The 26,043-nt window shown below is 55.8% G+C and carries 29 protein-coding genes; 8 read left to right on the forward strand and 21 right to left on the reverse strand.

The annotated features are described in order from the left end of the window. Positions 1-209: 209 nt before the first annotated feature. From ACOTY9_RS09270 to gspC, 12 genes are read right to left on the reverse strand one after another with little or no spacing between them, the layout of a single operon-like run. On the reverse strand, positions 210-1,007 hold the full coding sequence (locus ACOTY9_RS09270) for an A24 family peptidase (protein ID WP_348565667.1): 798 nt from the start codon (positions 1,005-1,007) through the stop codon (positions 210-212). Then, positions 1,004-1,489 carry a type II secretion system protein GspM gene (gene gspM, locus ACOTY9_RS09275; protein ID WP_014883180.1) on the reverse strand — a complete coding sequence of 162 codons (486 nt, stop codon included), beginning with the start codon at positions 1,487-1,489 and terminating at the stop codon, positions 1,004-1,006. The genes ACOTY9_RS09270 and gspM overlap by 4 nt, the downstream gene beginning before the upstream one ends. Continuing rightward, positions 1,486-2,619 carry a type II secretion system protein GspL gene (gspL, locus tag ACOTY9_RS09280; RefSeq protein WP_348565668.1) on the reverse strand — a complete coding sequence of 378 codons (1,134 nt, stop codon included), beginning with the start codon at positions 2,617-2,619 and terminating at the stop codon, positions 1,486-1,488. Before gspL ends, gspM begins: the two co-directional genes overlap by 4 nt. Positions 2,620-2,634: 15 nt before the next feature. Further along, a complete protein-coding gene (gene gspK / locus ACOTY9_RS09285) occupies positions 2,635-3,645 on the reverse strand; it encodes a type II secretion system minor pseudopilin GspK (RefSeq protein WP_023338196.1) in 1,011 nt (336 codons plus the stop codon). Further along, positions 3,642-4,313, reverse strand: a complete 672-nt coding sequence (gene gspJ / locus ACOTY9_RS09290) for a type II secretion system minor pseudopilin GspJ (RefSeq protein WP_348565669.1) — start codon at positions 4,311-4,313, stop codon at positions 3,642-3,644. Before gspJ ends, gspK begins: the two co-directional genes overlap by 4 nt. Beyond that, entirely contained in the window at positions 4,310-4,690 is a 381-nt protein-coding gene (gene gspI / locus ACOTY9_RS09295) for a type II secretion system minor pseudopilin GspI (protein WP_023332514.1), read from the reverse strand. The genes gspJ and gspI overlap by 4 nt, the downstream gene beginning before the upstream one ends. Then, positions 4,683-5,168, reverse strand: coding sequence for a type II secretion system minor pseudopilin GspH (gene gspH, locus ACOTY9_RS09300; RefSeq protein WP_201405446.1), 486 nt, complete (start codon positions 5,166-5,168; stop codon positions 4,683-4,685). The genes gspI and gspH overlap by 8 nt, the downstream gene beginning before the upstream one ends. Beyond that, positions 5,168-5,617: a type II secretion system major pseudopilin GspG gene (gspG, locus tag ACOTY9_RS09305; protein WP_014883174.1), complete on the reverse strand. Its 450-nt coding sequence runs from the start codon at positions 5,615-5,617 to the stop codon at positions 5,168-5,170. Before gspG ends, gspH begins: the two co-directional genes overlap by 1 nt. Before the next feature lie 3 nt (positions 5,618-5,620). Continuing rightward, a complete protein-coding gene (gspF, locus tag ACOTY9_RS09310) occupies positions 5,621-6,829 on the reverse strand; it encodes a type II secretion system inner membrane protein GspF (protein ID WP_023336989.1) in 1,209 nt (402 codons plus the stop codon). Next, positions 6,829-8,307: a type II secretion system ATPase GspE gene (gspE, locus tag ACOTY9_RS09315; RefSeq protein ID WP_014883172.1), complete on the reverse strand. Its 1,479-nt coding sequence runs from the start codon at positions 8,305-8,307 to the stop codon at positions 6,829-6,831. The genes gspF and gspE overlap by 1 nt, the downstream gene beginning before the upstream one ends. A gap of 14 nt (positions 8,308-8,321) precedes the next feature. Beyond that, positions 8,322-10,253 carry a type II secretion system secretin GspD gene (gene gspD, locus ACOTY9_RS09320; RefSeq protein ID WP_348565670.1) on the reverse strand — a complete coding sequence of 644 codons (1,932 nt, stop codon included), beginning with the start codon at positions 10,251-10,253 and terminating at the stop codon, positions 8,322-8,324. Positions 10,254-10,266: 13 nt separating this feature from the next. Then, the gene (gene gspC / locus ACOTY9_RS09325; protein WP_014883170.1) at positions 10,267-10,998 is read right to left on the reverse strand and encodes a type II secretion system protein GspC; all 732 of its coding nucleotides are present in this window, start codon (positions 10,996-10,998) and stop codon (positions 10,267-10,269) included. Positions 10,999-11,298: 300 nt separating this feature from the next. Here gspC and ACOTY9_RS09330 point away from each other — a divergent pair, with 300 nt between their 5' ends. Continuing rightward, positions 11,299-12,864: a peptidoglycan-binding protein gene (locus ACOTY9_RS09330; RefSeq protein WP_348565671.1), complete on the forward strand. Its 1,566-nt coding sequence runs from the start codon at positions 11,299-11,301 to the stop codon at positions 12,862-12,864. Next, the gene (locus ACOTY9_RS09335; RefSeq protein WP_045268550.1) at positions 12,864-13,502 is read left to right on the forward strand and encodes a hypothetical protein; all 639 of its coding nucleotides are present in this window, start codon (positions 12,864-12,866) and stop codon (positions 13,500-13,502) included. The genes ACOTY9_RS09330 and ACOTY9_RS09335 overlap by 1 nt, the downstream gene beginning before the upstream one ends. Here ACOTY9_RS09335 and ACOTY9_RS09340 read toward each other — a convergent pair whose 3' ends face one another. The 3 genes from ACOTY9_RS09340 to ACOTY9_RS09350 all read right to left on the reverse strand — a co-directional run bounded on the left by ACOTY9_RS09340 (position 13,503) and on the right by ACOTY9_RS09350 (position 15,546). Then, positions 13,503-14,126: a helix-turn-helix domain-containing protein gene (locus ACOTY9_RS09340; RefSeq protein ID WP_348565672.1), complete on the reverse strand. Its 624-nt coding sequence runs from the start codon at positions 14,124-14,126 to the stop codon at positions 13,503-13,505. It abuts the gene before it with no gap. A gap of 269 nt (positions 14,127-14,395) precedes the next feature. Next, the gene (locus tag ACOTY9_RS09345; RefSeq protein WP_348565673.1) at positions 14,396-15,226 is read right to left on the reverse strand and encodes an N-acetylmuramoyl-L-alanine amidase; all 831 of its coding nucleotides are present in this window, start codon (positions 15,224-15,226) and stop codon (positions 14,396-14,398) included. Then, positions 15,223-15,546, reverse strand: coding sequence for a heavy metal-binding domain-containing protein (locus ACOTY9_RS09350; protein ID WP_023332507.1), 324 nt, complete (start codon positions 15,544-15,546; stop codon positions 15,223-15,225). The genes ACOTY9_RS09345 and ACOTY9_RS09350 overlap by 4 nt, the downstream gene beginning before the upstream one ends. 97 nt (positions 15,547-15,643) lie before the next feature. Between ACOTY9_RS09350 and ACOTY9_RS09355 the strand changes: the two genes are divergently transcribed. The 6 genes from ACOTY9_RS09355 to artJ all read left to right on the forward strand — a co-directional run bounded on the left by ACOTY9_RS09355 (position 15,644) and on the right by artJ (position 20,186). Then, complete coding sequence (locus ACOTY9_RS09355; protein WP_348565674.1) at positions 15,644-16,162, forward strand: lipoprotein; 519 nt, start codon at positions 15,644-15,646, stop codon at positions 16,160-16,162. A gap of 226 nt (positions 16,163-16,388) precedes the next feature. Next, positions 16,389-17,117, forward strand: a complete 729-nt coding sequence (artP, locus tag ACOTY9_RS09360; protein ID WP_014883163.1) for an arginine ABC transporter ATP-binding protein ArtP — start codon at positions 16,389-16,391, stop codon at positions 17,115-17,117. A gap of 19 nt (positions 17,118-17,136) precedes the next feature. Then, positions 17,137-17,868 carry an arginine ABC transporter substrate-binding protein ArtI gene (artI, locus tag ACOTY9_RS09365; RefSeq protein ID WP_008500032.1) on the forward strand — a complete coding sequence of 244 codons (732 nt, stop codon included), beginning with the start codon at positions 17,137-17,139 and terminating at the stop codon, positions 17,866-17,868. A gap of 6 nt (positions 17,869-17,874) precedes the next feature. Next, entirely contained in the window at positions 17,875-18,591 is a 717-nt protein-coding gene (artQ, locus tag ACOTY9_RS09370; RefSeq protein WP_014883162.1) for an arginine ABC transporter permease ArtQ, read from the forward strand. Further along, positions 18,591-19,259, forward strand: coding sequence for an arginine ABC transporter permease ArtM (artM, locus tag ACOTY9_RS09375; RefSeq protein WP_014883161.1), 669 nt, complete (start codon positions 18,591-18,593; stop codon positions 19,257-19,259). The genes artQ and artM overlap by 1 nt, the downstream gene beginning before the upstream one ends. Positions 19,260-19,454: 195 nt before the next feature. After that, the gene (gene artJ, locus ACOTY9_RS09380; RefSeq protein ID WP_348565675.1) at positions 19,455-20,186 is read left to right on the forward strand and encodes an arginine ABC transporter substrate-binding protein ArtJ; all 732 of its coding nucleotides are present in this window, start codon (positions 19,455-19,457) and stop codon (positions 20,184-20,186) included. A gap of 87 nt (positions 20,187-20,273) precedes the next feature. Here artJ and ACOTY9_RS09385 read toward each other — a convergent pair whose 3' ends face one another. From ACOTY9_RS09385 to potH, 6 genes are all read right to left on the reverse strand, one after another. Further along, positions 20,274-21,743, reverse strand: a complete 1,470-nt coding sequence (locus ACOTY9_RS09385) for a sensor histidine kinase (RefSeq protein ID WP_045268579.1) — start codon at positions 21,741-21,743, stop codon at positions 20,274-20,276. After that, positions 21,727-22,434, reverse strand: a complete 708-nt coding sequence (locus tag ACOTY9_RS09390; RefSeq protein ID WP_045134201.1) for a response regulator transcription factor — start codon at positions 22,432-22,434, stop codon at positions 21,727-21,729. The genes ACOTY9_RS09385 and ACOTY9_RS09390 overlap by 17 nt, the downstream gene beginning before the upstream one ends. 105 nt (positions 22,435-22,539) lie before the next feature. Next, a complete protein-coding gene (gene rlmC / locus ACOTY9_RS09395; protein WP_348565676.1) occupies positions 22,540-23,679 on the reverse strand; it encodes a 23S rRNA (uracil(747)-C(5))-methyltransferase RlmC in 1,140 nt (379 codons plus the stop codon). Positions 23,680-23,719: 40 nt separating this feature from the next. Beyond that, positions 23,720-24,238 (reverse strand): YbjO family protein, encoded by a 519-nt coding sequence (locus ACOTY9_RS09400; protein ID WP_045134203.1) that lies wholly within the window; start codon positions 24,236-24,238, stop codon positions 23,720-23,722. Positions 24,239-24,258: 20 nt separating this feature from the next. Next, positions 24,259-25,104, reverse strand: coding sequence for a putrescine ABC transporter permease PotI (potI, locus tag ACOTY9_RS09405; RefSeq protein WP_014883155.1), 846 nt, complete (start codon positions 25,102-25,104; stop codon positions 24,259-24,261). Further along, complete coding sequence (potH, locus tag ACOTY9_RS09410) at positions 25,101-26,036, reverse strand: putrescine ABC transporter permease PotH (RefSeq protein WP_014883154.1); 936 nt, start codon at positions 26,034-26,036, stop codon at positions 25,101-25,103. The genes potI and potH overlap by 4 nt, the downstream gene beginning before the upstream one ends. Positions 26,037-26,043: the final 7 nt, after the last annotated feature.

A 26,043-nucleotide genomic window follows, 5' to 3' on the forward strand; every position in this document is an offset into this window, starting at 1 on the left:
CTTCCTTGAGAACATGGCGTGTTTCGCGTAATGCGTATTTAACTAACCTGACAACCGAGACAAAAAACGTTTTGCTGCTTTGTATTCCTCCATAAAAAGATACAAGCCCAAATTCCGTGTAGCTTATATCCTTTACGATACACTGAGCGCAAAGAGACGTCCTTCTCTTCCACCGCCGAAAAATTTATAAAAAAGCTTGACCTGTATATTTAAAATATGAAAGCAAACTGCTGTCCAATAAACACAACTATTCCAGCAAAAGAAAGGTAAGGTCCGAAAGAAATAGTGAGGTTATTTTTATTTGAATTATTTAAAGCAAAATACCCAACGATACCGCTCAGTGCGGCCGCGAGTTCAATCGAGGGCAGAGCCTGCCAGCCGCACCAGGCACCTAATGCCGCCAGCAGCTTGAAATCACCGTATCCCAGACCTTCCCGCCCGGTAGCCAGACGAAACGCCCAGTAAAGCAACCAAAGAGACATATAGCCCGCCACCGCGCCGAGCAGCGCGTCGCGTAGCGGCAGTTGGTGATCGAACGCATGAAGCAACAGTCCCGCCCAGAGCAGCGGCTGGGTCAGGCAATCCGGGAGCAATTGATGCCGCCAGTCAATCATCGTCAACGGGAGTAAAAAGCAGGCCAGCAGCCACAGAGAAAACAGCGCCTGAACGTCGGGCATACACCACGCCGTCAGGCCAAAAAACAGGGCGGAAACCAGCTCAACCAGAAAGATTCGCAGCGGGATAGCGGTTTTGCACTGGCTGCATCGCCCGCGCAGAAGCAGCCAGCTCACCAGCGGAATATTCTCCCAGGCCGCCAGCGCGTGCTGGCACACCGGGCAGTGCGAGGACGGAAAGAGCAGGTTTCCGCATCCCTCCTCTTCCCTTACCATGGCCGGCACGCGTTCGGCGACAACGCCGAGAAAACTGCCCACCATGCCGCCTAACACCGCGCTCGCGATCGCGAACCCCACCGGGTAGACGTCCCGCATCAGCGCAACGCTGTTCATGCGGTTTTACCCCACGTGAGTTGCACTTCAGCCTTCACGTCGCTGAGATGATCCACCGGCGTAAGGTTCATTTTCTGCAGCCTGACGCCGGAGGTCTGGTTAATTTCCCGCAGCCAGTTCTTTAATTCATAAACGTTCACGCGGCTGACCACGAACGATAACGTTTGTCCATCCTGATGCACATCCGTCAGGGGAAGATGGATCTCCTGGGCGCTATTTTCCACCAGCGCACGCGGGTTATTTGTTTTGGTTACCTGAACCTGCAAATGGTTTTTATCTATTTCACTGCGCATCCAGTTCAGGGTTTCTTTTTGTCTGGCCAGGGTCGAAGCACTATTTTGAATCATATTATCCAGCGGCATAACCCCGGCGTAATAGACCGCGGCCCCCAGCAGGGCGGCGGCACATATTTTTAAAATGACTTTTTCCCTGGCGCTGTAATTCTGGTAACGAGACTTAAGCTGCGCAATTCGCTGTTTCATTTATATTTCCCTGCGATCATGGCGGTATAAGGTGCTGACGTGGACACGGGCTGCAGACTGAAATCAAATTTCTCACTGGCCTGGTTCACAAACGTCTGTAATGCGGTCTGGTTTTGTGCGCTGACGCTCAGCGTCAACGTATTCTGCCGCGCATCGTATTCCAGCAGGTCGATTTCCATTGCCGGAACGGCCTGTCGGGCTTTCTCCAGATCGTCAAGCTGAAGAAAGATCCCTTTGCCCTGCTTCTTCATGTTTTGACCAAAGTGGTACTTAATATTGGTCTTGTGACGCATGCTCGGGAAATGGTGTTCGTAGACCTGCTGGATCTCCTGCTGGATCTGATTTTCCTGCTGTACCAGCATCCAGGCCATCGCGATACGTGGCCCCAGCAGCAGACTAAGGGAGAGCAGCCCTACGGCGGCCATCGCCACGTTTAACCGTCTGGCGGCTTTGCCATTGCTGGCTTTGGCGCTGAACGCCCCGTGCAGAAGCGTGACGCGGCAGGCCTGCCACTGGGGCTGAATCAGCACCAGCGGATGCTGCCAGGGCAGTACGACATCGACATCCACACCGGCTGGTGCATCACCGTAGCAGCAGACCTCACCCTCTCCGGCTTTCTGCATCAGCAGCGGCAGCAGGTTGGCCTCCATTTCACCCGCGACGTGCGGGGATAACCGCAGCCACCAGGTTTCACCTTCGGCAACCAGCGTGCTGCCGCCCGCCGTAACGGGCAGCAGCCAGGCATCCGGTAGCGCCTGCACCACCGTCAGACCCGCCTCCTGACAGCGGGTTAACCACGCCTGAAGACTGTCGGCATCGATCGCCACCGCGTCGACCTCCGCGCCCTTTTTGCTAAGCACGGTCCAGTGAAGCGTGTCCACGTCACCAATCAGCGTCTCTTCGGCCATCCACGAGAACGCCGTCGCCAGAGAAGCGACCTTTTTCGGCAACGTAAAATGGCGGAAGATCATGCTGCTGGCCGGCAACAGCAGACATACGCGCGTCGCCAGCGGATGATCCGCCAGTGCCTCCAGGCTAGCCACGGTTTCCACCTGCTGAGTGCCGGAGACACACCACATTATTTTCCCGCCCTCGACGCTGTCGGGACGAACAAAAAGTACCTGTTTCATAGCGATCTACTTTTCTTATTCAATCATTCGGTAACGACGCTGCCACGTCACGATCTCACCGGCTTCGTTATTAACCTGAAGCTGGCTTACCACACGAAGCGTTAATTCATCGGTATTGCCGGTGTAGTTAACGCGGAAATACCGGCTATTTATTGAGAGAAGCTCTGCCACCTGCGGAAGGTCATCTTTCAGCTGCGGGAAGGTTTGCTCCAGCGCTTTGCTGAAGGTCTCCATATTTTCCCAGCCGCTTTCAGGACGCGATTCAATCAGGCGAAGGGCGTCATCTTCAGTTAATTTCTCCGGGAACAGGGCGGCCAGTAAGGCGGCCTGCTCCGGTTTCAGGGTATTCACATCCACCTTGCTGGCGGTGTCCGGTAACGCGCACAGCAGTTTGCTTACCTTCGGATATGCCGCCGCCGGGAACGCAGGCAGCAGTTTGATCTCCGCAATGGTGCGCATCATCTGGTTAGCCGGCTGACGGGCAGGCACGACGCCTGCCCAGGCATCACTCTCGGCGCCTTCTTTGGCCGTCGTCGTGTCGCCATCGAGGTAGTCCACCAGCTGGAGGTAAACTTCTTCCGCCGTGGACTGGCTTAGCCCGCTCTGCGTCAGGATCTGCTCAACAATTCGCTCGTTGCGCGGCTTTTCCGGCACGGCAGTCTGCGCTTGCCCCTGGGCAGGCTTTTCTGCTGCCAGCAGGTTATTAACGTTGAAGCAGTCCTGGGCATCTTCGACCTGGCTTACCACCGTGTAATCTTCCCCCTGCGTTTCCAGCGGCTGCTGCCAGTCCCCTTCCGGTGACAGCGCGTTGCTCTCGCCGCTGGCGTCACTCTGCAGACGGTCTTTGACCACTTTTTCCTGGGCCTGCATCGCCCAGCGCAGCTGCTGCTGGCTAACCTGGTAATGCGTTTTCTGCAGGTTGCGGCAGAACTGCTGGCTGATTTTGGCGGCCAGGGCCGACATCATCACCAGCAGGATCAACACCACCAGCAGCGCCACCCCTTTCTGTTTGCGTAAGGCACTCATGGTTTCGCCTCCGGAGCAGGTTGTGGCGCGGGTTGCGGCGCAGTCCCTGCCTCTGGCGCGGCGGCAGGCGCGGCTTCTGACCCGGTGGTCGGTGCCGGGGCAGCCACCGCAGGCAGATCGCCCGGGGTCGTGAAGACCCAGCGCCAGGTATCACCGTTTTCCATCGTCAGCGTCAGCTCAACCCCGTCCGGCAGATGCGCCGGGTCGCTCCAGCTTTTCTGCCAGCCCTGACGGTAAAAACGCCACGCCAGGGATTTCACCTCGCTGACGATCGGCACTTCGTCCGGTTTCACGTCCGCCGGGCTGTCAATGACCGGCCAAACATCGCGGTAAAGACGCCCCTCTTCCAGCCGCCAGCGCACGCGTTCGAGCTGCACCGTACCGCTCACGCCGTTGAGCGTGGTCAGTTCCAGCGCATCATCGACCTGACGGAACAGGTCCGGCTCGTTGCGCGGCGCGCGCGCCTGAAGCTGGTAAAAATCGCGTTCCATCAGGCTCCAGGCGCGCTGAAGCTGATTGAGCTTCGCCGCGCTGGCGTCGGTTGCCGAACTGGTGCGCATCGCGCCGTCCAGAATCTGCCAGGCCAGGGTGCTGATCACCGCAAAAATGGTCAGCGCAATCATGATCTCCAGCAGGGTAAATCCGCGCTGGCGTCGGGCTTTGTTCACTTGATCTCTCCCGGCGGCACAATCTGCAGCGATATCACGGGCTGGCTGTCGTCGCCTTCCGCATAAACGCTGATGGCGTTTGCCCAGCGGTTGTCCGCCGTTTTGATGCGCTGTTTACGCCACGTCCAGCCGCGCCCGCCCATGGTTTCGCTTCCCCGTTCTTCGGCATCGGGAAAGTCGCTTTTAGTCAGTTGCACTTCCGCCAGCTGGTTTTCCGCCACCCAGCTGGCCTGCAGCGTATCGGCCAGGCCGTGGGTGAAACGCACGTTCAGAGACACCGAGTTCATCAGCGCCAGCGCGGCGGTGGAGAAGATGACCAGCGCCACCATGACCTCCAGCAGCGTCATCCCCGTTTGCTTTTTCTTACCGTTAGCCATCGTTTTCTACCGATACGGGCGCCGCGCCTTGCGACACCACGCGGAAATGGTGCTCTTTGTCATAGCTTTGCAGCGTCAGCGTGAAGCGGCTAATTTCGCCGTCCGGCAGAAAAAGCACCTGCGGATCGGACGTCAGCGTCGCGGCCAGGCGCTGCGGCGAGAGCGATACGTGCATCTCCTCCGGGAAATCACCTTTGGTGGTGATACGGCCCGCGGATAACGGTACCCAGCGACGCTCGCCCTCTTTATCTTCGAGCGTCACCAGCTGATAGTTATCCGTGGTGATCACCAGTCCGACGATATTTCCGTCCATCACCGCACGGTCTGAACCATAATCAACGAGGGCTTTTAATTGCTGGCCAAATATATCCGCACTGCTGCGCGAAGGTATTGTTGACACCACCATCATGGCGCAGCTGGCAAATATCACCAGCGCCAGAATAATTTCCAGCAACGTAAAGCCGCGTTGATTTTTCATTATTTCTCTTTCTTATCCAGAGACCAGTTCGTAATATCATCGGCGGTGTTGGCTTCACCGTCCGGGCCAGACGAGAAGACGTCAACCGCACCGTGCTCACCCGGGCTTACGAGGAGATAATCATTACCCCATGGGTCCTGCGGCAGACGGCGAATATAGCCATCCGCGCGGTAGCCGTTCGGGATTGGCGCGATTTCCGGCTTGGTCACCAGCGCCTGCAGGCCTTGTTCGGTTGTCGGATAACGGTGGTTATCCAGCTTATACATATCCAGCGAACCTTCGAGCGCGACAATATCGCTGGTCGCCTTTTGGGCATCCGCTTTTTCTTTATTACCCATTAAATTGGGCACTACCATACTCGCCAGTACGCCGAGAATAACAATGACCACCATTAATTCGAGCAATGTGAAGCCCGCCTGGCGAGCCAGGTTTTTACGTTTTAAAGCCATGATTTAACCTACCATATTATTAAGTTGCAGAAGCGGTTGTAATATTGACAGCACGATGAATAAAACAATCGTTGCCATGGATACCACCAGCGCCGGTTCAAATACCGACAGCGTTAACGTAATGCGATGCTGTAATGCCGATTCCTGGTTTTCCGCCGCGCGGTCCATTAAATTACCTAATTCGCCGCTCTCTTCCCCGGAGGCAATCATATACAGCATGGTCGGCGGGAAAAGCCTCGCCTGCTCCAGCGCGGCATACAGCGATGCCCCCTGGCGGACGGTATCCGCCGCCTGCTCCAGCACCTGCCGGGCGTAGAGGTTTTCGATACCGTCCATCGCGATATACATCCCCTCCAATAGCGGCACGCTACTGGCCTGCAGAATACTCAGGGTACGGATATAGCGGGCGCTGTTGATGGCGCACACCAGTTTTTTGATCGGCGAACCGTTCACCAGCCAGCTGTGCCAGCGAAAGCGGTTTTTGACGTTTCTGACCCAGGCTTTGAAACCGACAATCCCCCCGCCGATGCCGCCCGCGATATAAATCCCGTAAGCCTGCAGGAAATCACTCACTGCAATCAGCGTGCGGGTGGTGATCGGCAGTTGCTGCTTCATGTGGGTGAACTGTTCGATCACCTGCGGCACCACCGCGACCAGCAGAATGCTGATGACCGCAATGGCCACTACCGTCAGGGTAATCGGGTAGACCATCGCCTGCGTCAGCTTGCTTTTCATCTTCTGACGCTGCTCGTTGTATTCGGCCAGCTTTTCCAGCACGTCGCCCAGGTGACCGGTCTTTTCACCGGCCATCACCAGCGTGCAGTAGAGTTTGTCGAAGGTGCGCGGAAACTGGCTGAAGGCGTCAAACAGCGTGTGCCCTTCCACCACCTTCTCGCGAATTTCAACCACCATCGCCGCCAGCTTTTTGTCTTCCGTCTGTTTGGAAATCGCTTTGAGCGCGCTCTCCAGCGGCAGCGCCGCGTTGACCAGCGTGGAAAGCTGGCGGGTAAACATCGACAGCACCGGCGTAGAGAGCTTTGCGCCGGTTTTCGCTTTTCCGGCAGACGCAGCCTCACGGGTTTCGTTGATGCTGACGGGCATCAGCTTTTGCTCGCGCAACATCTGGCGAACCTGCTTTTGCCCCTCAGCCTGCAGCGTGCCGCGCTGGGTTTTCCCCGCTGCATCCGTTGCCGTCCAGGCGTAGAAGGCCATTACGCATCTCCTCCACGCTCGGCGGTAACGCGCATCACCTCTTCGAGAGAGGTCACGCCGCTAATGACCTTCAGCAGGCCGTTCTCACGCAGGCTGTAGGCCTGCTTAAAGAGCTGCGTTTCAATGGACATTTCGTCTTTATCTTCATGAATGGCGCGGCGCATGGTGCTGTCCACCACCAGAAACTCATGAATACCGGCGCGCCCCTGGTAGCCGCTCTGGCGGCAGTGTTCACAGCCCACCGCGCGGTAGATGGCTTTTGGCGGCGTGTCCATAAAGCTGAACAGCGCTTTCTCATTGGCGTCCAGCGGACTGGTGGTCCGGCAATGCGTACACAGCCGACGCACCAGACGCTGGGCAATGACACCGAGCAACGATGAACCAATTAAAAAGGATTCCAGCCCCATATCCCGCAGACGGGTGATCGCCCCCGCGGCGCTGTTGGTGTGCAGCGTAGACATGACCAGGTGACCGGTGAGCGACGCCTGCACCGCAATTTGCGCGGTTTCACCGTCACGAATTTCCCCGATCATCACCACATCCGGATCCTGACGCAGAATGGCGCGCAGTCCGCGGGCAAAGGTCATGTCCACGCGCGGGTTAACCTGCGTCTGCCCCACCCCTTCCAGTTCGTATTCAATCGGGTCTTCTACGGTCAGAATGTTGCGTTCGTGACCGTTCAGCGCCGAAAGAATGGCGTACAGGGTGGTACTTTTACCGGAGCCAGTCGGCCCGGTGACCAGGATGATGCCGTGCGGGCGGTCAATCAGCCCTTTCAACTTTTCCAGCTCTTCATCAATCAGGCCAAGCTTGTTGATGTCGGGCTTCAGATTGCTTTTATCGAGCAGACGCATCACCACACGCTCGCCGTACTGCGAAGGAATGGTCGATACACGCACGTCGATTGCCTTACGGCCGATGCGCAGGGAGATACGTCCATCCTGCGGCAAACGCTTCTCGGCGATGTCGAGTTTTGACATCACCTTGATGCGCGACACCAGCAGCGGCGCGAGCTTGCGCGCTGGCTGGAGCACCGGGCGCAGCACGCCGTCGACGCGAAAACGAATGCTCAGCGTGCGCTCAAAGGTTTCGATATGAATATCCGACGCGCCATCTTTGACCGCCTCGCCAAGAATGGCGTTGATCAGGCGGATCACCGGCGAGTTTTCGTCGTTGTCGAGCAAATCTTCGTTGTCCGGGATCTCCTCAGTTAACGCCATCAGATCGATATCCGCGTCCATATCGTCCACCAGCTGCTGAGAGACGCCGCTGCTCTGCTGCCAGATTTTCGCCAGCAGCTCGTCAAAGGCCTCTGGCGTCAGAGTCACCGGGACGAACGTGCGTCCCAGCACCCGGCGCACTTCCAGCAGCGCAAATGCCGGGGTGTCTTCACGGATAAAGACGTCATTGTTGTAAAATAAAACGCCGTTATCTTTTGCATAGCTGCTGCTACACAGGGTTTTACTCAGTTCGTCCACGTTGCCCCTCCGCCTTACTCTTTAAACGGGTTGCGCGTTGCGGCTGCGCTGGTTTTCACCGGCACCGCGTCTGCAGAAGGCGCGGACGGATATGCTGGCATCACCGGGTTATTGCTGTTCGTTACGATGCCCAGCTTTTTCTCCTCCATGCGCTGCTGCTGGCGAGCACGGATCTGGTCATATTTCTCTTTCGACGCCGCACTGTAGTTGTCGTCGTCGCGCAGCACCGTGGTGTGGATGAACACCATCAGGTTACGTTTAGAGGTATCCTCAGAGGTGTAGCGGAACAGCTGGCCCACCAGCGGAATATCGCCCAGCAGCGGCACCTTGGAGACGGTCTCTTTGGTGACGTTTTCCATCAGACCGCCCAACACCACGGTCTGGCCGCTGTGTACCATCACTTCGTTGTTGATGGTACGGGTGTTGAAGGTTGGGCCGAGGCTGGCGTCTTCAGTCGCGTTAGCGTCAACGCTGGAGACTTCCTGTTCAATCTTCAGATGAATCATGTCGCCGTCGTTAATCTGCGGCACGATTTTCAGCTTGGTCCCCACCGTCTTACGCTCAACGGAGTTAAAGACGTTGTCGCCACTGGTCGTTTGCGAACCGGACAGTACCGGCACATCCTGACCGACGTTGAACGACGCTTCTTTGTTATCCAGCGTCACCACGCTTGGCGTAGAAAGAATGTCGTTCTTGGACCCGGTGGAGAGCGCGGTCATCAGCGCACCAAAATCACCGTTAAAGAAGCCGGTTGCCAGACCGGTATACGACAACCCTTTCATCGTGCCATTTTTGACCTGCCCGATTGGCAGGCCGGTGGATCCGAACTGGACGCCGCCGTGCTTGCTGGTCCACTGCACGCCCAGATCCAGGCCGTTACCGTCCTGTACTTCCGCAATGATGGCTTCCACCAGCACCTGCGGACGGCGGATATCGAGCTTATCGATCACCTTCTCCAGGGAGTTCATCACGTTAGGCTGCGCGGTGATCACCAGAGAGTTGGTTGACTCGTCGGCGGTAATATTCAGATCGCTGGACGCGGCGGCGGTTTTCGCCTTTGGCGCGCCCGCTTTGTCTTTCAGCTGTTCGCCAATCCCGGTCAGCACCGGCACCACCTTGGTGGCGCTGGCGTATTTGAGATAGAACACGCGGGTATTCCCTTCGTTGTTCTGCTCGCGATCCAGCTCATGAATCAGAGAGCGGGTGCGGGTGCGCGCCGCTTCCGAGCCGCTGATCACCAGGCTGTTGGTCTCGTCATCCGCAACCACTTTCGTGGCCAGCTGCGGGGCGTTCTGCCCTTTCTGCTCTTCGTTGTTGAGGTTGTTCAACATGTCTGAGAGCTCTTTGGCAGAGGCAAAGCGCAGCGGCACAATTTCACGGCGCTGAACACCGTCTTTATCTACGCGCTGAACCAGATCCACCAGGCGGTTCACCACCGAGGCTTTGCCGGTTAACAGCAGCACGTTGGACGGCTCAAAGTGAACCACGTTACCGATGCCGGTTGCGTCGTTGAGCTGGCGCAACAGCGGAGCAAGCTCGCGTACTGGCACATTTTCCATGCGCACGACGCGGGTGATGATTTCATCCCCTTTGCCCGGGTTGCTGCTGTCCGCCAGCGGCGCCCCTGCGGTGCGGGCGACGCTTGAACGCACCACTTTGACCATGCCGTTGTCCATCGGGATCACCGACAGGCCGAACAGGTCCAGCACGCTCAGGAAGAACTGGTAATACTCATCTTCCGTCAGCACGTTATAGGTTCTTACGGATACCGTGCCCTGAACGGACGGATCGACAAGAATGGTTTTATTAAGATTGCGGCCTACCGTATCGATAAACTCCCGAATATCGGTATTTTTAAAGCTCGCGCTAAAGTTCGCCGCGAACAGCGAACCTGAATATAACGACAATGCGGTCAGCGCCACGCACGCCCAAGGAAATTTCTTCATGGCTGTACACTTGTTAATTGTTTAGAACATTAATCCGAATATTTTCAAGGTGAGCGTGACGTCTGACGACGACCTCCGCTTCTTTCATTTTCGACCAGTTGGCAATAATATTTTTTGCCTTTGCTTCATCGGTCATATCGACAGAGTTTACTTTTACCGCCACATCCCCCTTTTCCAGTCCTGAATGACTGAAGAAGGCGGAGGCGTTCCTTGGATTAATGTTGTAGCCTTCCAGCTGGCCTTTTTCGATCAGAGGCTTTAACACCAGATAATCATCCAGATGCACGCTTTCCGCGCCTGCATCCTTCGTCGATTTCGTCACCGGGCCGCTGTCAACGCCGCCCTTAAAATAATCCGGCTTATTTAATGCGAGTACCTGCGTAGCACCTTCATAATTAACCACCACATTATCTTTATTAATTTCCTGAACAAACGCGTCGGTAAAACCGGTCAACGGCTCGCCCTCCCGGTAGCTTCTCGCCCCTCCGGGGGTTTTAATGACGGCGAAGGAGAGCCAGGCATCATCACTGCGCACGATACCTTCGATCTCCGCTGCCAGCGGCGCTTTTGCCGCTATCTCGACGTTATCCTGGCGAACAGCAGCCGTGAAAAGCGTGAAGGATTTTTCTTCGCGACGTTTTTTCAGCGGCTGCACATCAGAATTAGCCAACTTATTTGTAACTTTTTTATAATCTTTAAACGTCAGATACCCTTGTTGGCCGCAAAATAGCAACAGCGCAAACATAATACAGGGGGTTATCCACCGTGACAGAAATGAGAACCTCATTTTTCATCTGGCCTATAGCAAAGCGAAAATAAGCAGCGTCGTGCTGCGCTAACATGTGAGAAAATAGTAATGAGCTGCTGTAAATTCGACCACTGACTTTGCCGCTAACTTTCATACAGAAAACTATTGACCGTATAAAATCCAGATGTTAGGCATCGTCCAGTGGATATTTTTACCCTGTGTGTAAATTGACCACACCCTGGCGTTGCTTTACTTTCTCGTCCTGTTGCTATTCCCAATCAGAGACGGTAAGTCGTTATGTATCAGAAGCACTTTAATTTTAAAAATCCGCCCTTTCGGAAGATCGTCCGCTCAAACGGCGATTTTCTGGTGCCTTATCATCAGGATGTTTTCAACCTGCTGAAGGAGAAAACCCAACAGGCGGGAATTATCGGGCTCTTTTCCGACGATGCCCCTCTGCTGGGGCAGTTCAGTGACGCCCTCAAATCTGCCCACCCCGACGTGCTTGCTATTAATGCGTTTCCAAAACTGAGTGCCAGTAGCCTGCTGTACAAGCTCAGCCCGGGAACCAAAGAGAACAAGAAGCGGATTCAGGCGGTGGATGCCGTACTGCACCAGTGGCAGGCGGATAAAAACCGGGCGAAGGTACTGATCGTTAGCCATTGCGAGGCGATGAAAGAGAGCTGTCACGAGGTGCTGGGGATGCTACTCACCCGTGCCCAGGAGCTGGCGTTTCGCCTGTCGGTGGTGCTGACGGGCGCGGCGGATCGGGACGTTGTTCTGATGCAGCAATCTGAACTGCGTGAATATGTGCATACCCGCCACACTTTGCGTCCCCTTACCTGCCGGGAATATCTCAGCTATGTACAGGCGCAGTGTGAAGAACACGGGTGCGAGAGCGCACCGTTATCCCCGGCACGCGTGCGTAAAATGCATGCGCTGACCAAAGGGAATATCAGCAAACTGAATGAACTGTCGCATCTGTCGCTGCTGGCTGCCTGGACCGAACGTGCAGCCCAGGTCAGCCCGCGTCATTTACGGCTGGCGGCAGGGGAGATCCTCCCGGCGAAAAAACACGGTAAGCGCCTGGCAACCGTGGGGCTTTTTGCCTCAGTGCTGTTCGCCGCCTGCGGCTGGTATTTAACGTCGTCGATCGTCGGAAAACTTCCGGTTCAACTCCCGGTACCCGTCAGTTGGAAACAGCAGGCGCCAAAAGTTGAAGCACCGGTGGTGCCGGTTATCGACAACGAAATGGTTAATCAGCCGGATGCCATGCACCAGCTCTACCTGATGTGGGGGTATGACGCCTCGGCGGATGATGCCCTGTGCCAGAACGCCGCGAAGGTGAACCTGATGTGTAAACAGGGGAATGCCTCACCCGATTCGCTGGCCCAGGAGGGGTATCCGTGGGTGAGCGAGCTGAAAACCGGCGATCATCTTAACTATGCCGTGGTCGCCCGCGTCGGAGATACGTCTCTCGACCTGCTGATGAATAACCGTACCTGGCAGGTAAGCCGCCGCTGGTTCAACCAGCATGCGACCGGCAACTTTACCCAGTTGCACCGCCTGACGCCGGAAGGTAAAGACGCTATCAGTGCCGCCAGCGACACGAAAGACATGGGCTGGCTTGACCAGCAGTTGAGCCTGGCGCTTGGCCAGCCAGAAACCCATTCGCAGACCTGGACGGCGGAGATGATGAAACGCACCCGCGTATTCCAGCAAAAAATGCATCTGCATGTGGATGGCATTCCTGGCGAAGATACGTTGATGCAGTTGATGCGTGAAACCCATACCGCGCCGAGCGTACTGCTCCAGACCACGCATGCCACACCCGACGCCAACACGCAGGAGAAGCATTCCTAATGTCTACCATCTGTCTTGCGGCTCAGCGCAGTTACACCACCGGCGAGGCGGTCTGGTTTTCATACCGCCTCCCCCGTCTGAGAAACATCGTTAGCCATGCCTTTTTAGGGATGGTGGCTCTGTGCGCCATGATCATGGCAGGGCTGTACGCGCATGTTTACTGGAACCTGCGCCATCCGGCGCCGGAACCGGTCAAAGCAAGCGCCGCGAAACCGGAAACGCAGCTTTCAGATATGCACTATGTGTATGTGAGCAAGCCGTTCCCGCATCCCCATCCGCATCCGCAGCCAAAACCGGCTCCGGTGCAGGCGGATGTTCCTGCCATGCAGGATCTGCCCATCAACAGCGATGATGCCGACTGGCAGCAGGCACCTGATGGTGACGTGCCCCATGATACTTCCCGGGATACGTTACCCGGAACCGAAGCACACGAAGCCGCCTCCGCCAGCACAGGCAGTGATGACGCTTCTATAAGCGAGTTACTTAAGCAGGCGTTAAAAGAACAAGAGCAAGATTATTCGCAAGGCAAAATTCCCGCACCGCCGGTTGACGAAACGCAGGATAATTCGCAGAGGGATGTGAATCATAAAGTGGATGCCCGGTCCCCTTTGAGTGAGAAAGGAGACCGGCTGGAGTAGTTAATATTTTTCAGGCAAGGCTGTCAGGTTAAGGAGTCTTCCCTTTTCCACAACAATATATTGACCTTTTTTCAGATCGGAAAGAATTTTAATGATGGTGCTACGAGCCAGGTTGGTGTACTCCTGAATATAATCATAAACGTTAATATCGCGTTGCTGATGAACAATCAGGTCATTGATCTCGTATAAAAACTCACGTACGACTGAATAGGCACTGCGGGCAACCAGAACATCGTCACGTTTGCTCAACATACAAATATACCAGGAGAGAACTTTGGTCAGTTGAGGCCACAAATTGTTATCCGTCATGAGCTGTGCGAAGGTCTCTTTTTTAATTGAGCGCACCACGGTATTGGCCCGAACGAGGCCGTACATATGGGTGGCTTCGTAGTACATCGAAGAGAGACCAAAAATGCACTGACCGGTAACCGTGAACATACACAGTTCGTCGGATTCACGTCGGAATTCAACTTCGCCACTGACGATAATATGAATATATTGTGAATCAGACGTGGATATTTTCTGCCATTTCTTTAAGGTTTTCTCTTCAAAACCTGAGGTTGCAGAAATAATACTATTCATTTCGTCCTGTGGACGTAACTTTTTACCGTAAATACTTAACATTGTTATACCCGATTTAAGATGTTAATTTTTAGTATGCAGACCAAAGCACAAAAACCTTAGCCTTAGAATATTTTTCCTGATGATACGCTCAAGGAGAAAAATAAAAGATGAATGAGATATATTTATTTGCTGCATTAATTAGCAAGCTATGTGTCTATCTTAAATGCGGATAATTTTAAGTCAATTAACTAAAAATGAATTGAGTTTGTACCTAAGATTAATCTCAAGTAAATCAGGAGTAATTGGCGCTTTCGGGGGTATCCGAAGGATTACCCCTGCCCGTATTTCTCTAAAAGCGCTTCAGCAATGGCCATCGTTTCGACATCTGCGACGCCGTTCCACAGGTCAGGCCTGAAGTGCATCTGGAATACCATGATGATACGTTTTTGCTGCGCTGGGGTGCTGTTGGCCGGTACGTCATAGCCGTAGCGCGCAAGCAAATCGAGTAACGCTGCGGTATCATCCGCCTGAAAGCGCGGTCGTCCGTTGATATAAAATGCGACGCGCGCGGGATCGGGCCATGCGCCTATCCCCTGCTGAGCCAGCTGTCGCCACGGGAACAACGGACCGGGATCGTCTTTGCGCTGCGGCGCAATGTCCGAATGGGCCACCACGTTCTCAGGTCTGATGTTGTAGCGGGTAATGATGTCTTTGGCGAGTGGCACCAGCGCCGCAATCTGCGCGGGTTCGAAAGGTGTAAAACGCTTTACGCCAGCAGACTTTTGCCAGCCACGATTTTCAAGTTCAATGCCTACAGACGTATCATTAATTCGGTTGGTACCGCGCCAGAAGCTGATACCTGCATGCCAGGCCAGTTCGCTCTCGGGTACCAGCTGCCAGATACGCGGCTTGCCGTCCGGTGCTGGCGGGTTTGCGGGGATCAAATAATGAGAGCTGACGTTTTTATCGGTTAAGGTCGCCAGCGACGTGTCAAAATCATCGGCGGTGTAGTGGATCACCAGCACCTTTATTCGCGGGTAGGCCGCCTGCGCCTGATGGCGGGTATCCAGTTCGTACGCGCCTTTATCAACGATGCCCTTTTCCGAGGCACATCCTGCCAGCAACAGCGCCAGCAGGAGAGTGGAGAGCGAACGCTTCATCGACGGGTTTTCACCGCCGTTCCACTGACGCTCACCATCAGCATGCTGGCATCTTTCCCGACCGTTTCGTAGTCGATATCAATGCCGACAACCGCATCCGCACCCAGCGCCTTGGCCTGCTCGCCCAGCTCCTTAAAGGCAATTTCTCGCGCTTTACGCAGCTCTTTTTCGTAGGCACCGGATCGTCCACCGACGATGTCACGGATGCCAGCAAAAAAGTCGCGGAAAATATTGGCACCGAGAATTGCTTCTCCGGTCACCACGCCGCAATACTCGGTTATTGTTTGCCCTTCCAGGGTTGGCGTTGTTGAAAACTGCATAGTTTCTCTCCTTCTTTAGCGTTCAATGCCTTAGGCACAGCATTATCGGTTCGTTACGCTATGATTGAAAGGATAGTTAATAAATAAGGAAATCAACATGCGCTACTCTGCTTTAACACTTTTGGTGCCCTGCGCGCTGGTGCTCAGCGCCTGTACCACCACGGTCACGCCAGCCTTTAAGGATATTGGTACCCGCAGCGGCCCCTGCATTGACGGCGGCCCGGACACCGTGGCGCAGCAGTTCTATGATTACCGCATTCAGCACCGCAGCAACGATCTCACCGGCCTGCGCCCTTACCTGAGTGACGGTCTGGCAAAACTGCTCAACGACGCCACCCGCGATCCGCAGCATAATACCCTGCTTAAATCCGATCCGTTCTCCAGCCGTACCACGCTGCCGGACAGTGCGGAAGTGGCCAGCGCTTCTACCATTCCCAACACCGATGCGCGAAACATTCCGCTGCGCGTCAAGCTGACCCAGGGGACCCAGTCCTGGCAGGATGAGGTACTGATGATCCGTGAAGGTCAGTGCTGGGCTGTCGACGACGTACGCTACATTGGCGGCAGCGTTCATGCCCCGGCAGGCACGCTGCGCCAGGCGATTGAGAACCGCTAAATCATCAGTTATAAAAATGTTACCCCCGTAAAATGTCCGGCATTTCTCGCGGAATGCCGACATTTATACTCGCCGCCTTTGCCCTTCGCTATTTTGTGCTATGTTTAAGAGGAAATACGGGTTATATTTAACTTTTAACGCAGAAATATTGCATAACTATTCTGTCAACGGTACTATCTGCGGCCTCAATTGCTATAGATTGCCTGGATGAGTAAAGACTGCCCCGATGAGTATTAAACTAAACGGCATTAACTGCTTCTACGGCGCACACCAGGCGCTGTTTGACATCACGCTGAACTGCCCGGAAGGCGAAACGCTGGTTTTGCTTGGCCCAAGCGGTGCAGGTAAAAGCTCCCTTCTGCGTGTCCTTAATCTGCTTGAAATGCCCCGTTCAGGTACGCTGGCGATTGCCGGTAACCATTTTGATTTCGCGAAAACGCCGTCTGATAAAGCGATTCGCGAGCTGCGTCAAAACGTCGGCATGGTCTTCCAGCAATACAATCTCTGGCCGCATCTGACGGTGCTGCAAAACCTGATTGAAGCCCCGTGCCGCGTGCTGGGGTTAAGTAAGGATCAGGCCATCGGCCGTGCCGAAAAGCTGCTGGAGCGTCTGCGCCTTAAGCCTTACAGTGACCGTTATCCGCTGCATCTTTCGGGTGGTCAGCAGCAGCGTGTGGCGATTGCCCGTGCGTTGATGATGGAACCGGCGGTTTTGCTGTTTGATGAACCGACCGCGGCGCTGGACCCGGAAATCACCGCTCAGATCGTCAGCATAATTCGTGAGCTGGCGGAAACCAATATCACGCAAGTCATCGTTACCCACGAAGTGGAAGTGGCGCGTAAAACCGCCAGCCGTGTGGTCTACATGGAAAATGGGTATATCGTTGAGCAAGGTGATGCGAGCTGCTTCGCTAACCCGCAAACCGATGCCTTCAAAAACTATTTATCTCATTGATTGTGTCAGGGGAAATATAATGAAAAAAGTATTACTTGCCGTGCTGCTTGCTGGCGTTACCCTTTCCGCTACCGCAGCCCAGACCATTCGTTTTGCCACGGAAGCGTCTTACCCTCCGTTTGAGTCCATTGATGCAAACAATAAAATTGTTGGCTTTGACGTAGACCTGGCAAACGCCCTGTGTAAAGAGATCGATGCGACCTGCACTTTCAGCAACCAGGCGTTTGATAGCCTGATCCCAAGCCTGAAGTTCCGCCGTATCGATGCCGTCATGGCCGGTATGGACATCACCCCTGAGCGTGAAAAGCAGGTGCTGTTCACGACCCCTTACTACGACAACTCGGCGCTGTTCATTGGTCAGAAAGGGAAATTCACCTCTGTTGATCAGCTGAAAGGCAAAAAAGTGGGCGTGCAGAACGGCACCACGCACCAGAAATTCATCATGGATAAGCATCCGGAAATCACCACCGTTCCGTATGACAGCTACCAGAACGCGAAGCTGGATCTGCAAAATGGTCGTATTGACGGCGTCTTTGGCGACACCGCGGTCGTGACCGAGTGGCTGAAAGCGAACGATAAACTGGCGCCAGTAGGCGACAAAGTGACCGATAAGGACTACTTCGGTACCGGTCTGGGGATTGCCGTTCGTCAGGGCAACACTGAGCTGCAGCAGAAGTTCAACGCTGCGCTGGAAAAAGTGAAGAAAGACGGCACCTACGAAACCATCTACAAAAAATGGTTCCAGAAGTAATTCCTGATGAATGAAATTTTTCCTTTAGCAAGCGCCGCCGGGATGACCGTCGGCCTTGCCGTTTGCGCACTGATTATCGGCCTGGTGCTGGCGATGTTCTTTGCGGTGTGGGAATCCGCGAAATGGTTCCCCGTCGCCTGGACAGGCTCCGCGCTGGTCACTGTGCTGCGTGGACTACCGGAAATTCTGGTGGTCCTGTTTATCTATTTCGGCTCCTCGCAGCTGCTGCTTACGCTGTCGGATGGCTTCACTGTCAATCTTGGCTTTGCGCAGATTCCGGTACAAATGCAGATTGAAAACTTCGACGTCAGCCCGTTCCTGTGCGGCGTGATAGCCCTCTCCCTGCTCTACTCGGCGTACGCGTCGCAAACCCTGCGTGGTGCGCTGAAAGCCGTGCCGCAGGGGCAGTGGGAGTCGGGTCAGGCGTTGGGTATGTCGAAATCAGCGATCTTCTTCCGCCTGGTCATGCCGCAGATGTGGCGCCATGCCCTGCCGGGCCTTGGTAACCAGTGGCTGGTGCTGCTGAAAGATACCGCGCTGGTGAGCCTGATCAGCGTTAACGATTTGATGCTGCAAACCAAAAGCATCGCCACCCGTACTCAGGAGCCCTTTACCTGGTACATTGTGGCGGCGGCGATCTACCTGGTGATCACGTTGCTCAGTCAGTACATCCTCAAGCGTATTGACCTGCGGGCGACGCGCTTTGAACGGAGACCAGGCTGATGCTTGAATATTTCCCGGAGCTCATGAAAGGGCTGCACACCAGCCTGACGCTGACCGTGGCGTCCATTATCGTGGCGCTGATCCTGGCGCTCATCTTCACCATCGTCCTGACGTTGAAAACGCCGGTACTGGTATGGATTGTGCGCGGCTACATCACCCTGTTTACCGGTACGCCGCTGCTGGTGCAGATCTTCCTGATTTACTACGGCCCGGGACAGTTCCCGTCGCTGCAGGAATATCCGGTTATCTGGCATCTGCTCTCTGAGCCGTGGCTGTGCGCCCTGATAGCCCTTTCCCTGAACAGCGCGGCCTATACCACCCAGCTGTTCTACGGCGCGATTCGTGCCATCCCGGAAGGGCAATGGCAGTCCTGTGGGGCGCTCGGCATGAGCAAGAAAGACACGCTGGCGATCCTGCTGCCGTACGCCTTTAAGCGTGCGCTCTCCTCTTACTCCAACGAAGTGGTGCTGGTGTTCAAGAGTACCTCTCTGGCCTATACCATCACCCTGATGGAAGTGATGGGCCACGGACAGCTGCTGTATGGACGCACCTATGACGTGATGGTCTTCGGCGCGGCGGGCGTGGTGTATCTGGTCGTGAACGGCCTGTTGACGCTGATGATGCGCCTGATTGAGCGTAAAGCTTTAGCGTTTGAGCGCAGATCGTAGGCCAGGTAAGCGCAGCGCCACCCGGCAAGAAGTGCATAAATGTGATTAATCAATGCGGATAACTTTCTGGTTATCCGCTTTTTTTTGCCATAAAAATAATATTTAATCATTTTTATTGCATATAAATTCATTAACTGGCATTGTACATCCAGGCCGCAGACACGGCGCATCAATAAGACAGACGGGAGCATTACCATGAAAAAGTTAGTTCTGGCCGCATTACTGGCAACGTTCGCCGCAGGCGCATCCGCAGCGGATAAAATCAATTTTGGCGTGTCCGCCACCTATCCGCCGTTTGAATCGCTGGATGCGAGCAACCAGATCGTCGGTTTCGATATCGACCTGGCGAAAGCGCTGTGCAAACAGATGCAGGCCGACTGTACCTTTACCAACCACGCCTTTGACAGCCTGATCCCGTCGCTGAAGTTCAAAAAATACGATGCGGTAATCTCCGGAATGGACATCACCCCAGAGCGCAGCAAGCAGGTAGCGTTCACCGACCCGTACTACGCCAACTCGGCGGTAGTGATTGCGAAGAAAGGGGCGTATAAGTCCTTCGACGAGCTGAAAGGCAAACGCATCGGGATGGAAAACGGCACCACGCACCAGAAATACCTGCAGGACAAACATACTGAAGTGAAAACCGTGGCCTATGACAGCTATCAGAATGCGATTATCGACCTGAAAAATGGCCGTATTGATGGCGTCTTCGGCGATACCGCCGTGGTCAACGAGTGGCTGAAAACCAACCCGCAGCTGGGCACGGCGACCGAGAAAGTGACCGATCCACAGTACTTCGGTACCGGCCTCGGCATCGCGGTACGTCCGGATAACAAAGCTTTGCTTGCAAAACTGAACGGCGCACTGAAAGCGATTAAAGCTGACGGTACGTACCAGAAAATCAGCGAGCAGTGGTTCCCGCAGTAAGGTGTTTTGCCGGGTGACGGCTTCGCCTTACCCGGCCTACGAGGGGGGTTTTGTAGGCCGGATAAGCGCAGCGCCACCCGGCAATTCTCACAACGGCACAAAGAACCTGAATCGTGCCCCACTCACCGACTCCATCAGCCGTATTCCACCGCCGTGCAGCTCCAGCATCCGTTTGACGATTAACAGCCCTAACCCGCCGCGGTTCTCCCGCGAGGCCTGGGTGTTCAACGCCGAAGGCCGCTGGAACAGATCGTCGCGCAGCGACGCATCCACGCCCGTACCGCTGTCAGCCACTTCGACCTGAAGCTGTTCATTTTCCTGCCAGACCGCCAGACGAATTTCCCCGCCGGTCGGCGTATGACGCATTGCGTTATCCAGCAAATTGGTCACCACGCGCTCGATCATTGATACATCGGCATTGACCAGCGGCAACGGCCCAGGCACGTCAATATGCAGATTGACCTCTCGCGTGCGGGCAGTGAGCTCAAACTTCTGCGCCACGTCGGAAATCAGCTCCCCCATCGCGAAACGCTCGCGCTGCGGTTTAATACCGCCGTGCTCAAGACGCGCCAGCTCAAACAACTGCTGGGAAAGATGGCGTACCTTTTGCCCCTGACGCAGGGCGGTGGCGAGATATTGCTGGTGCTCCTGAGGCGTCAGCGTGGTGGATTTCAGCGATAGTGTTTCCAGATAACCCAGCAGAGAGGTCAGCGGCGTGCGGAGATCGTGCGAAATATTGGCGATAAACTCCCGGCGCTGGCGATCGCTGTCGGCCAGCTGATCCCACTGGCGGGTGATTTTGCGCGCCAGCTCGATAAAACTGTTGCGCAGGCGTGCCACTTCGTCATTGGCCGCGACGTCCGGCGGCTCTGCTGCCAGCAGCCTGATTGCGCTAATGCTGTCCTGCTCAAGCCCGGTGACCTCTTCCGTCAGGCGTTTAACCGGACGCGTCACCCAGTACCAGACCAGTAATCCCGCCAGCAGGCCGAACAGTGCAACCCACAGCAATGACCAGAGCACCGTGCTCCACAGCGCCTTATGCCAGGCCATGTCCGCCAGCGCATTCGACTCCTCGCCCTGCAAAATAATGTACAGGTAGCCCTTAAGCTCGCCGTCCTGACGCAGCGGCGTGGCGCTGAAGACTTTTTTGTTCTGGCTGCGCGGATCGTCGCCCAGTACCGGGATGGCGGTGCCGCTCAGGAAGGTCTGAACCGGTGCCAGATCGATTTTTTGCCGCTGAATATGCCCCGGCGGGGCGGCATCGGCCAGGATATCGCCGTCGGGTGAGACAACATAGAGCTCCACGCTCGGATTAAAGGTCATCAGACGGTCAAAGAGCGGTTTCAGCGAACTGCGGTCAACCCTGCCCTGCGCGTCGAGAATCGGTTCCCGCTGGACGATCTGCTGCGCCAGTCCGCCCGACAACCGCTGCACCATCGCGTTGCCGTATTGCGTACTGGTGTAGAGCTGTACCGCGCAGGCGACGGTGGCGCAGAGCATCATCAGCAGAATGAACAGCAGCGTCAGGCGCTGGCTGAGGCTAAAGCGACGCATCAGGCGTTGGCTCCGCAAATTTGTATCCCTTACCCCAGACGGTGCGAACGATTTCCGGCTCGGCAGCGTCCTTCTCAATCTTGATGCGCAGGCGGTTGATATGGGTGTTGACGGTATGCTCATAGCCTTCGTGCTGATAACCCCAGACCTGCTCCAGCAGCGCCAGACGGGAAAACACTTCGCCAGGGTGGCGGGCAAAGAAGTAAAGCAGTTCGAATTCGCGCGGGGTGAGATCCACCACCTGTCCGTGGAGCAGGACGCTGCGCGCCAGCGGATCGATCGTCAAACCGTGCGCCTGAATTTGCCCGTCCGTTTGTGCCTGCCCCATCGCCTGCTGACGGCGGAACAGCGCTTTAATGCGGGCAATCAGCTCCTGCACCGAAAACGGCTTAGCCAGATAGTCATCGGCACCGGTTTCCAGCCCGGTAATGCGGTCGGTTTCGCTGCTGCGGGCGCTGATGATGATGACCGGCAGGTAGCGCGTCATCTGACGGATGCGTCGGCAAATCTCCAGCCCGTCAACGTTTGGGAGCATCAGGTCGAGGATCACCGCATCCCACGACTGTTTTTCCAGGCGCTGCAGGGCGTTGCCCCCGTCGGGCTCGTGGGTGATGGCGTAGCCTTCGTCTTCTAAATTGAGTCGCAGAAGCGCCGCGATATCGTGGTCGTCTTCCACCAGCAGGATGTGCTTCATGGGTCAGCCTTCAATCATTTCTTATGACGTAAGCTTACCTGATTTCGAGCGGGGGAAGAGTTCACATTTTGTTGAACATTGTGCCGGGTTCTTGCCTGGTGGCGGCTACGCCTTACCCGGCCTACGGGTTAACAACGTCAACACTTCGTAATGCGCGGTATGCGGGAACATATCGAAAAGCTGAACGCGTTCAATGCGGTAGCCCGGCAGGCTGGCGATATCTTTCGCCATGGTCTGCGCATTGCAGCTGGAGTAGACGATGTAATCCGGTGCCATCTGGCTCAGGTAATCGCAGAGTGCGTTTCCGATGCCCCGTCGCGGCGGGTTGACCAGCACCAGTTCCGGCACATTACCCTGGCCGGTGGCGAACTGGGTAGAGTCAAGCGCCTGGAAGTGGAGATTCGTTAATCCCAGCCCGGCGGCGGACTGTTTCGCGCAGGCAATCGCTTCGGCCGAGATCTCAATCCCGGTCAGCTGTATTTCAGGCGTGGCGCAGTGCAGGCCGAAACCTCCCACGCCGCAGAACAGATCCCACATATGATGAATGTTTAACGCCCGAACCCAGTCACGGGCGGTGGCATACAACGCACTCGCCACGGTCGGGTTGGTCTGGAAGAAGCTTTGCGGGCGGATCCACAGCGGTACGCCGTTGAAATTTTCGGCCAGCGCAGGCTGTTCGGTGAAGAAGATCTCTTTCTCCCCTTCCATAATCGCCATGTGCACCGGCTGTATGTTTGCCGTAATGACCTTAAGCTGCGGCAGTTGCGCCTGCAGCCACGGCAGCGCCGCACGAAGCTGCGCCAGCTTCGCTTCCGAGCGCAGCACAAAACGCAGCATCATGCCGCCGTCTAGCTGGCTTTCCGTCAGCAGGAGATATTTCAGTTCGCCGCGCTTGCGGGCGACGTGGTAGGGCGTTAACCCTGCCCGCGCAATAAACGGTTTGAGTACGGCAAAGACGGGTTCAAACGACGCGGGATACAGCGGGCAGTCGGTTAAATCTTCCGGCGTGCCGTCGCGGTGCAGCATCCCCAGCAGCGGTTTTTCGACGCTGCCGCTGACCACCATTTTGGCTTTGTTGCGAAAGCCCTGCTCCGGTCCGCTGATGGGTGCGCACCACTCCCCCACCGCGTGTTCAGCCAGCAGCTGTTGCAGGTCGGCCATTTTGGCGGTGAGTTGTTGAGAGACCGGCTGTTCTATCCACTGACAGGAGCGGCAGCGTCCGGCGTCATAGAGTGCGCACTGCATATGAAAACCTTAAGAATAACGGGGGCTGCGATTATACACATTATTGCAACTGGAAGAACCGTCGACTGGACGCAGGCACGAACAGGAAGAACAGCACCAGCATATCCGGCAGTTTTTGCAAAAACAGCGCGTGCAAAATCTCGCGTTTTGATCCGCCCGCAATGCTGAACAGTTCGGGATAGCCATACCCCAGCGAGGCGGCCCACAGGTAGCTGGCGGCGGTCACCTGCGTCAGCAGATAGACCCAGCGCGCCCAGTTGCGCCCTTTGACCAGCGAAAACGCACAGTAGATCTCAATGAACACCAGCACCAGGCTGCTCAGAAAAACCAGCGTCAGATTCCACGTCTGCACGCTGCGGTGAATGAATTCACCGATACCGCGCACGCCCAGGGTATTCAGAATCATCAGCACGTCCAGGCAGCGGATCATAATAATGGCGAGCGCCGCCACCTGTACCAGCGCAGGAACGTTAGGACGAGCGTGCGTAAGCCGTGATTTTTTTAATAATCCCAATGTTTTACTTCCCTGAAAAACAGTGCCGCGTGATACGCGGCACATCACTGGAAATTTTAAATGCTTCAGCCGCGTCTTGCACGCTGGATATCACGCACGCGCTGTTTTTCCGCGCGCGCCATCAAATACCAGGCGATAAATCCGACAATTCCGACCACGCCGAGGATGATAGAGGCCAGGGCGTTGATCTCCGGGTTAACCCCCATGCGCACGCTGGAGAAGACCAGCATCGGCAGCGTTGTCGCCCCCGGGCCGGAGACAAAGCTGGCGATCACCAGATCGTCGAGCGAGAGGGTAAATGCCAGCAGCCAGCCGGAGATCACCGCCGGCATGATCATCGGCAGGGTAATGATGAAAAAGACCTTCAGCGGGGTCGCGCCGAGATCCATCGCCGCCTCTTCTATCGAGCGATCCAGCTCGCGCAGACGCGAGGAGATCACCACGGCGACATAGGCGGTACAGAACGTGACGTGCGCCAGCCAGATGGTGAGCATGCCGCGATCCGCCGGCCAGCCGATGGCATGCGCCAGCGCCACGAACAGCAGCAGCAGCGCAAGGCCGGTAATCACGTCCGGCATGACCAACGGCGCGGTGATCATAAAGGCGAAGCCGTTCGAACCGCGAAAACGGCCGAAACGCACCATCACCAGCGCGGCGATGGTGCCCAGAACAGAGGCCATCGTTGCCGCCAGTGCGGCGATGGTCAGGCTCAGCCCTACCGCGCTCATCATTGCATCGTCGTGGAACAGCTCACTGTACCAGCGCGTCGACCAGCCCGCCCAGACCGTCACCAGTTTGGAACTGTTGAACGAGTAGATCACCAGCATCAGCATTGGCGCATACAGGAAGGTAAAGCCGATCGCCAGGATCGCAATTCGCCACGGGGAGCGCACTACCGGTAAGTTATTCATCCGTGGTCTCCCATCTGTTTCTGCTGATGTTTGTGGAACCACATGATCGGCACGATCAACAGCAGCAACATGATAATCGCCACCGCAGACGCCACCGGCCAGTCGCGGTTATTGAAGAACTCCTGCCACAGCACGCGGCCAATCATGATGCTGTCCGGCCCGCCGAGCAGCTCCGGGATCACAAACTCCCCTACCGCCGGAATAAAGACCAGCATCGACCCGGCGATAATCCCACCTTTGGTCAACGGGACAATGACGCTGAAGAAGGTTTTCAGCGGACGCGCACCGAGGTCAAGCGAGGCTTCCACCAGCGAGTAATCTATCCGCGTCAGCGCCGTATAGATCGGCAGAACCATAAACGGCAGATAGGCATACACAATGCCAATATAGACCGCGAGGTTGGTGTGCAGGATCGTCAGCGGCTGATCGATAACCCCAAGCCACATCAGGACGTTATTCAGCACGCCGTTGTTTTTCAGGATCCCCATCCAGGCGTAAACGCGGATCAGGAATGAGGTCCACGACGGCAAAATCACCAGCAGCAGCAGGATATTACGCGTCGAGGGTTTACTGTGCGCCACGGCCCACGCCAGCGGATAGCCCATCACCAGACAGCAGAGCGTCGAGATCGCCGCCACCTGCAGCGACTGCAGATAGGCTTCAATATAGAGCGGGTCCTCGGTGAGCTGCAGGTAGTTACCGAGGTTTAAGGTCAACGTCAGCTGCCCGTCTGCCCACTCCCACAGGTCGGTATACGGCGGGATCGCCCGCGCCATCTCCGCCAGGCTGATCTTGAAAACGATCAGGAATGGCAGCAGGAACAGCAGGATCAGCCACACGTAAGGCATGGCAATCACCAGCTTGCGGCCGTGCTTCATCTTAAGGCGCGTCAGCCAGCTGGCTGCGCGGGCTGGAGGTTCAAGTGTACTCATTGGCCGC

It is taken from the genome of Enterobacter cloacae complex sp. SHL012 (assembly GCF_049237505.1).
Classification (GTDB): Bacteria; Pseudomonadota; Gammaproteobacteria; order Enterobacterales; family Enterobacteriaceae; genus Enterobacter; species Enterobacter kobei.

Bases quoted from the DNA above. Each gene is read 5' to 3' on its own strand.
- ACOTY9_RS09270 (WP_348565667.1), bottom strand. From the start codon at position 1,007: ATGAACAGCGTTGCGCTGATGCGGGACGTCTACCCGGTGGGGTTCGCG.
- gspM (WP_014883180.1), bottom strand. From the start codon at position 1,489: ATGAAACAGCGAATTGCGCAGCTTAAGTCTCGTTACCAGAATTACAGC.
- gspL (WP_348565668.1), bottom strand. From the start codon at position 2,619: ATGAAACAGGTACTTTTTGTTCGTCCCGACAGCGTCGAGGGCGGGAAA.
- gspK (WP_023338196.1), bottom strand. From the start codon at position 3,645: ATGAGTGCCTTACGCAAACAGAAAGGGGTGGCGCTGCTGGTGGTGTTG.
- gspI (WP_023332514.1), bottom strand. From the start codon at position 4,690: ATGGCTAACGGTAAGAAAAAGCAAACGGGGATGACGCTGCTGGAGGTC.
- gspH (WP_201405446.1), bottom strand. From the start codon at position 5,168: ATGAAAAATCAACGCGGCTTTACGTTGCTGGAAATTATTCTGGCGCTG.
- gspG (WP_014883174.1), bottom strand. From the start codon at position 5,617: ATGGCTTTAAAACGTAAAAACCTGGCTCGCCAGGCGGGCTTCACATTG.
- gspF (WP_023336989.1), bottom strand. From the start codon at position 6,829: ATGGCCTTCTACGCCTGGACGGCAACGGATGCAGCGGGGAAAACCCAG.
- gspD (WP_348565670.1), bottom strand. From the start codon at position 10,253: ATGAAGAAATTTCCTTGGGCGTGCGTGGCGCTGACCGCATTGTCGTTA.
- gspC (WP_014883170.1), bottom strand. From the start codon at position 10,998: ATGTTTGCGCTGTTGCTATTTTGCGGCCAACAAGGGTATCTGACGTTT.
- ACOTY9_RS09330 (WP_348565671.1), top strand. From the start codon at position 11,299: ATGTATCAGAAGCACTTTAATTTTAAAAATCCGCCCTTTCGGAAGATC.
- ACOTY9_RS09335 (WP_045268550.1), top strand. From the start codon at position 12,864: ATGTCTACCATCTGTCTTGCGGCTCAGCGCAGTTACACCACCGGCGAG.
- ACOTY9_RS09340 (WP_348565672.1), bottom strand. From the start codon at position 14,126: ATGTTAAGTATTTACGGTAAAAAGTTACGTCCACAGGACGAAATGAAT.
- ACOTY9_RS09345 (WP_348565673.1), bottom strand. From the start codon at position 15,226: ATGAAGCGTTCGCTCTCCACTCTCCTGCTGGCGCTGTTGCTGGCAGGA.
- ACOTY9_RS09350 (WP_023332507.1), bottom strand. From the start codon at position 15,546: ATGCAGTTTTCAACAACGCCAACCCTGGAAGGGCAAACAATAACCGAG.
- ACOTY9_RS09355 (WP_348565674.1), top strand. From the start codon at position 15,644: ATGCGCTACTCTGCTTTAACACTTTTGGTGCCCTGCGCGCTGGTGCTC.
- artP (WP_014883163.1), top strand. From the start codon at position 16,389: ATGAGTATTAAACTAAACGGCATTAACTGCTTCTACGGCGCACACCAG.
- artI (WP_008500032.1), top strand. From the start codon at position 17,137: ATGAAAAAAGTATTACTTGCCGTGCTGCTTGCTGGCGTTACCCTTTCC.
- artQ (WP_014883162.1), top strand. From the start codon at position 17,875: ATGAATGAAATTTTTCCTTTAGCAAGCGCCGCCGGGATGACCGTCGGC.
- artM (WP_014883161.1), top strand. From the start codon at position 18,591: ATGCTTGAATATTTCCCGGAGCTCATGAAAGGGCTGCACACCAGCCTG.
- artJ (WP_348565675.1), top strand. From the start codon at position 19,455: ATGAAAAAGTTAGTTCTGGCCGCATTACTGGCAACGTTCGCCGCAGGC.
- ACOTY9_RS09390 (WP_045134201.1), bottom strand. From the start codon at position 22,434: ATGAAGCACATCCTGCTGGTGGAAGACGACCACGATATCGCGGCGCTT.
- rlmC (WP_348565676.1), bottom strand. From the start codon at position 23,679: ATGCAGTGCGCACTCTATGACGCCGGACGCTGCCGCTCCTGTCAGTGG.
- ACOTY9_RS09400 (WP_045134203.1), bottom strand. From the start codon at position 24,238: ATGTGCCGCGTATCACGCGGCACTGTTTTTCAGGGAAGTAAAACATTG.
- potI (WP_014883155.1), bottom strand. From the start codon at position 25,104: ATGAATAACTTACCGGTAGTGCGCTCCCCGTGGCGAATTGCGATCCTG.
- potH (WP_014883154.1), bottom strand. From the start codon at position 26,036: ATGAGTACACTTGAACCTCCAGCCCGCGCAGCCAGCTGGCTGACGCGC.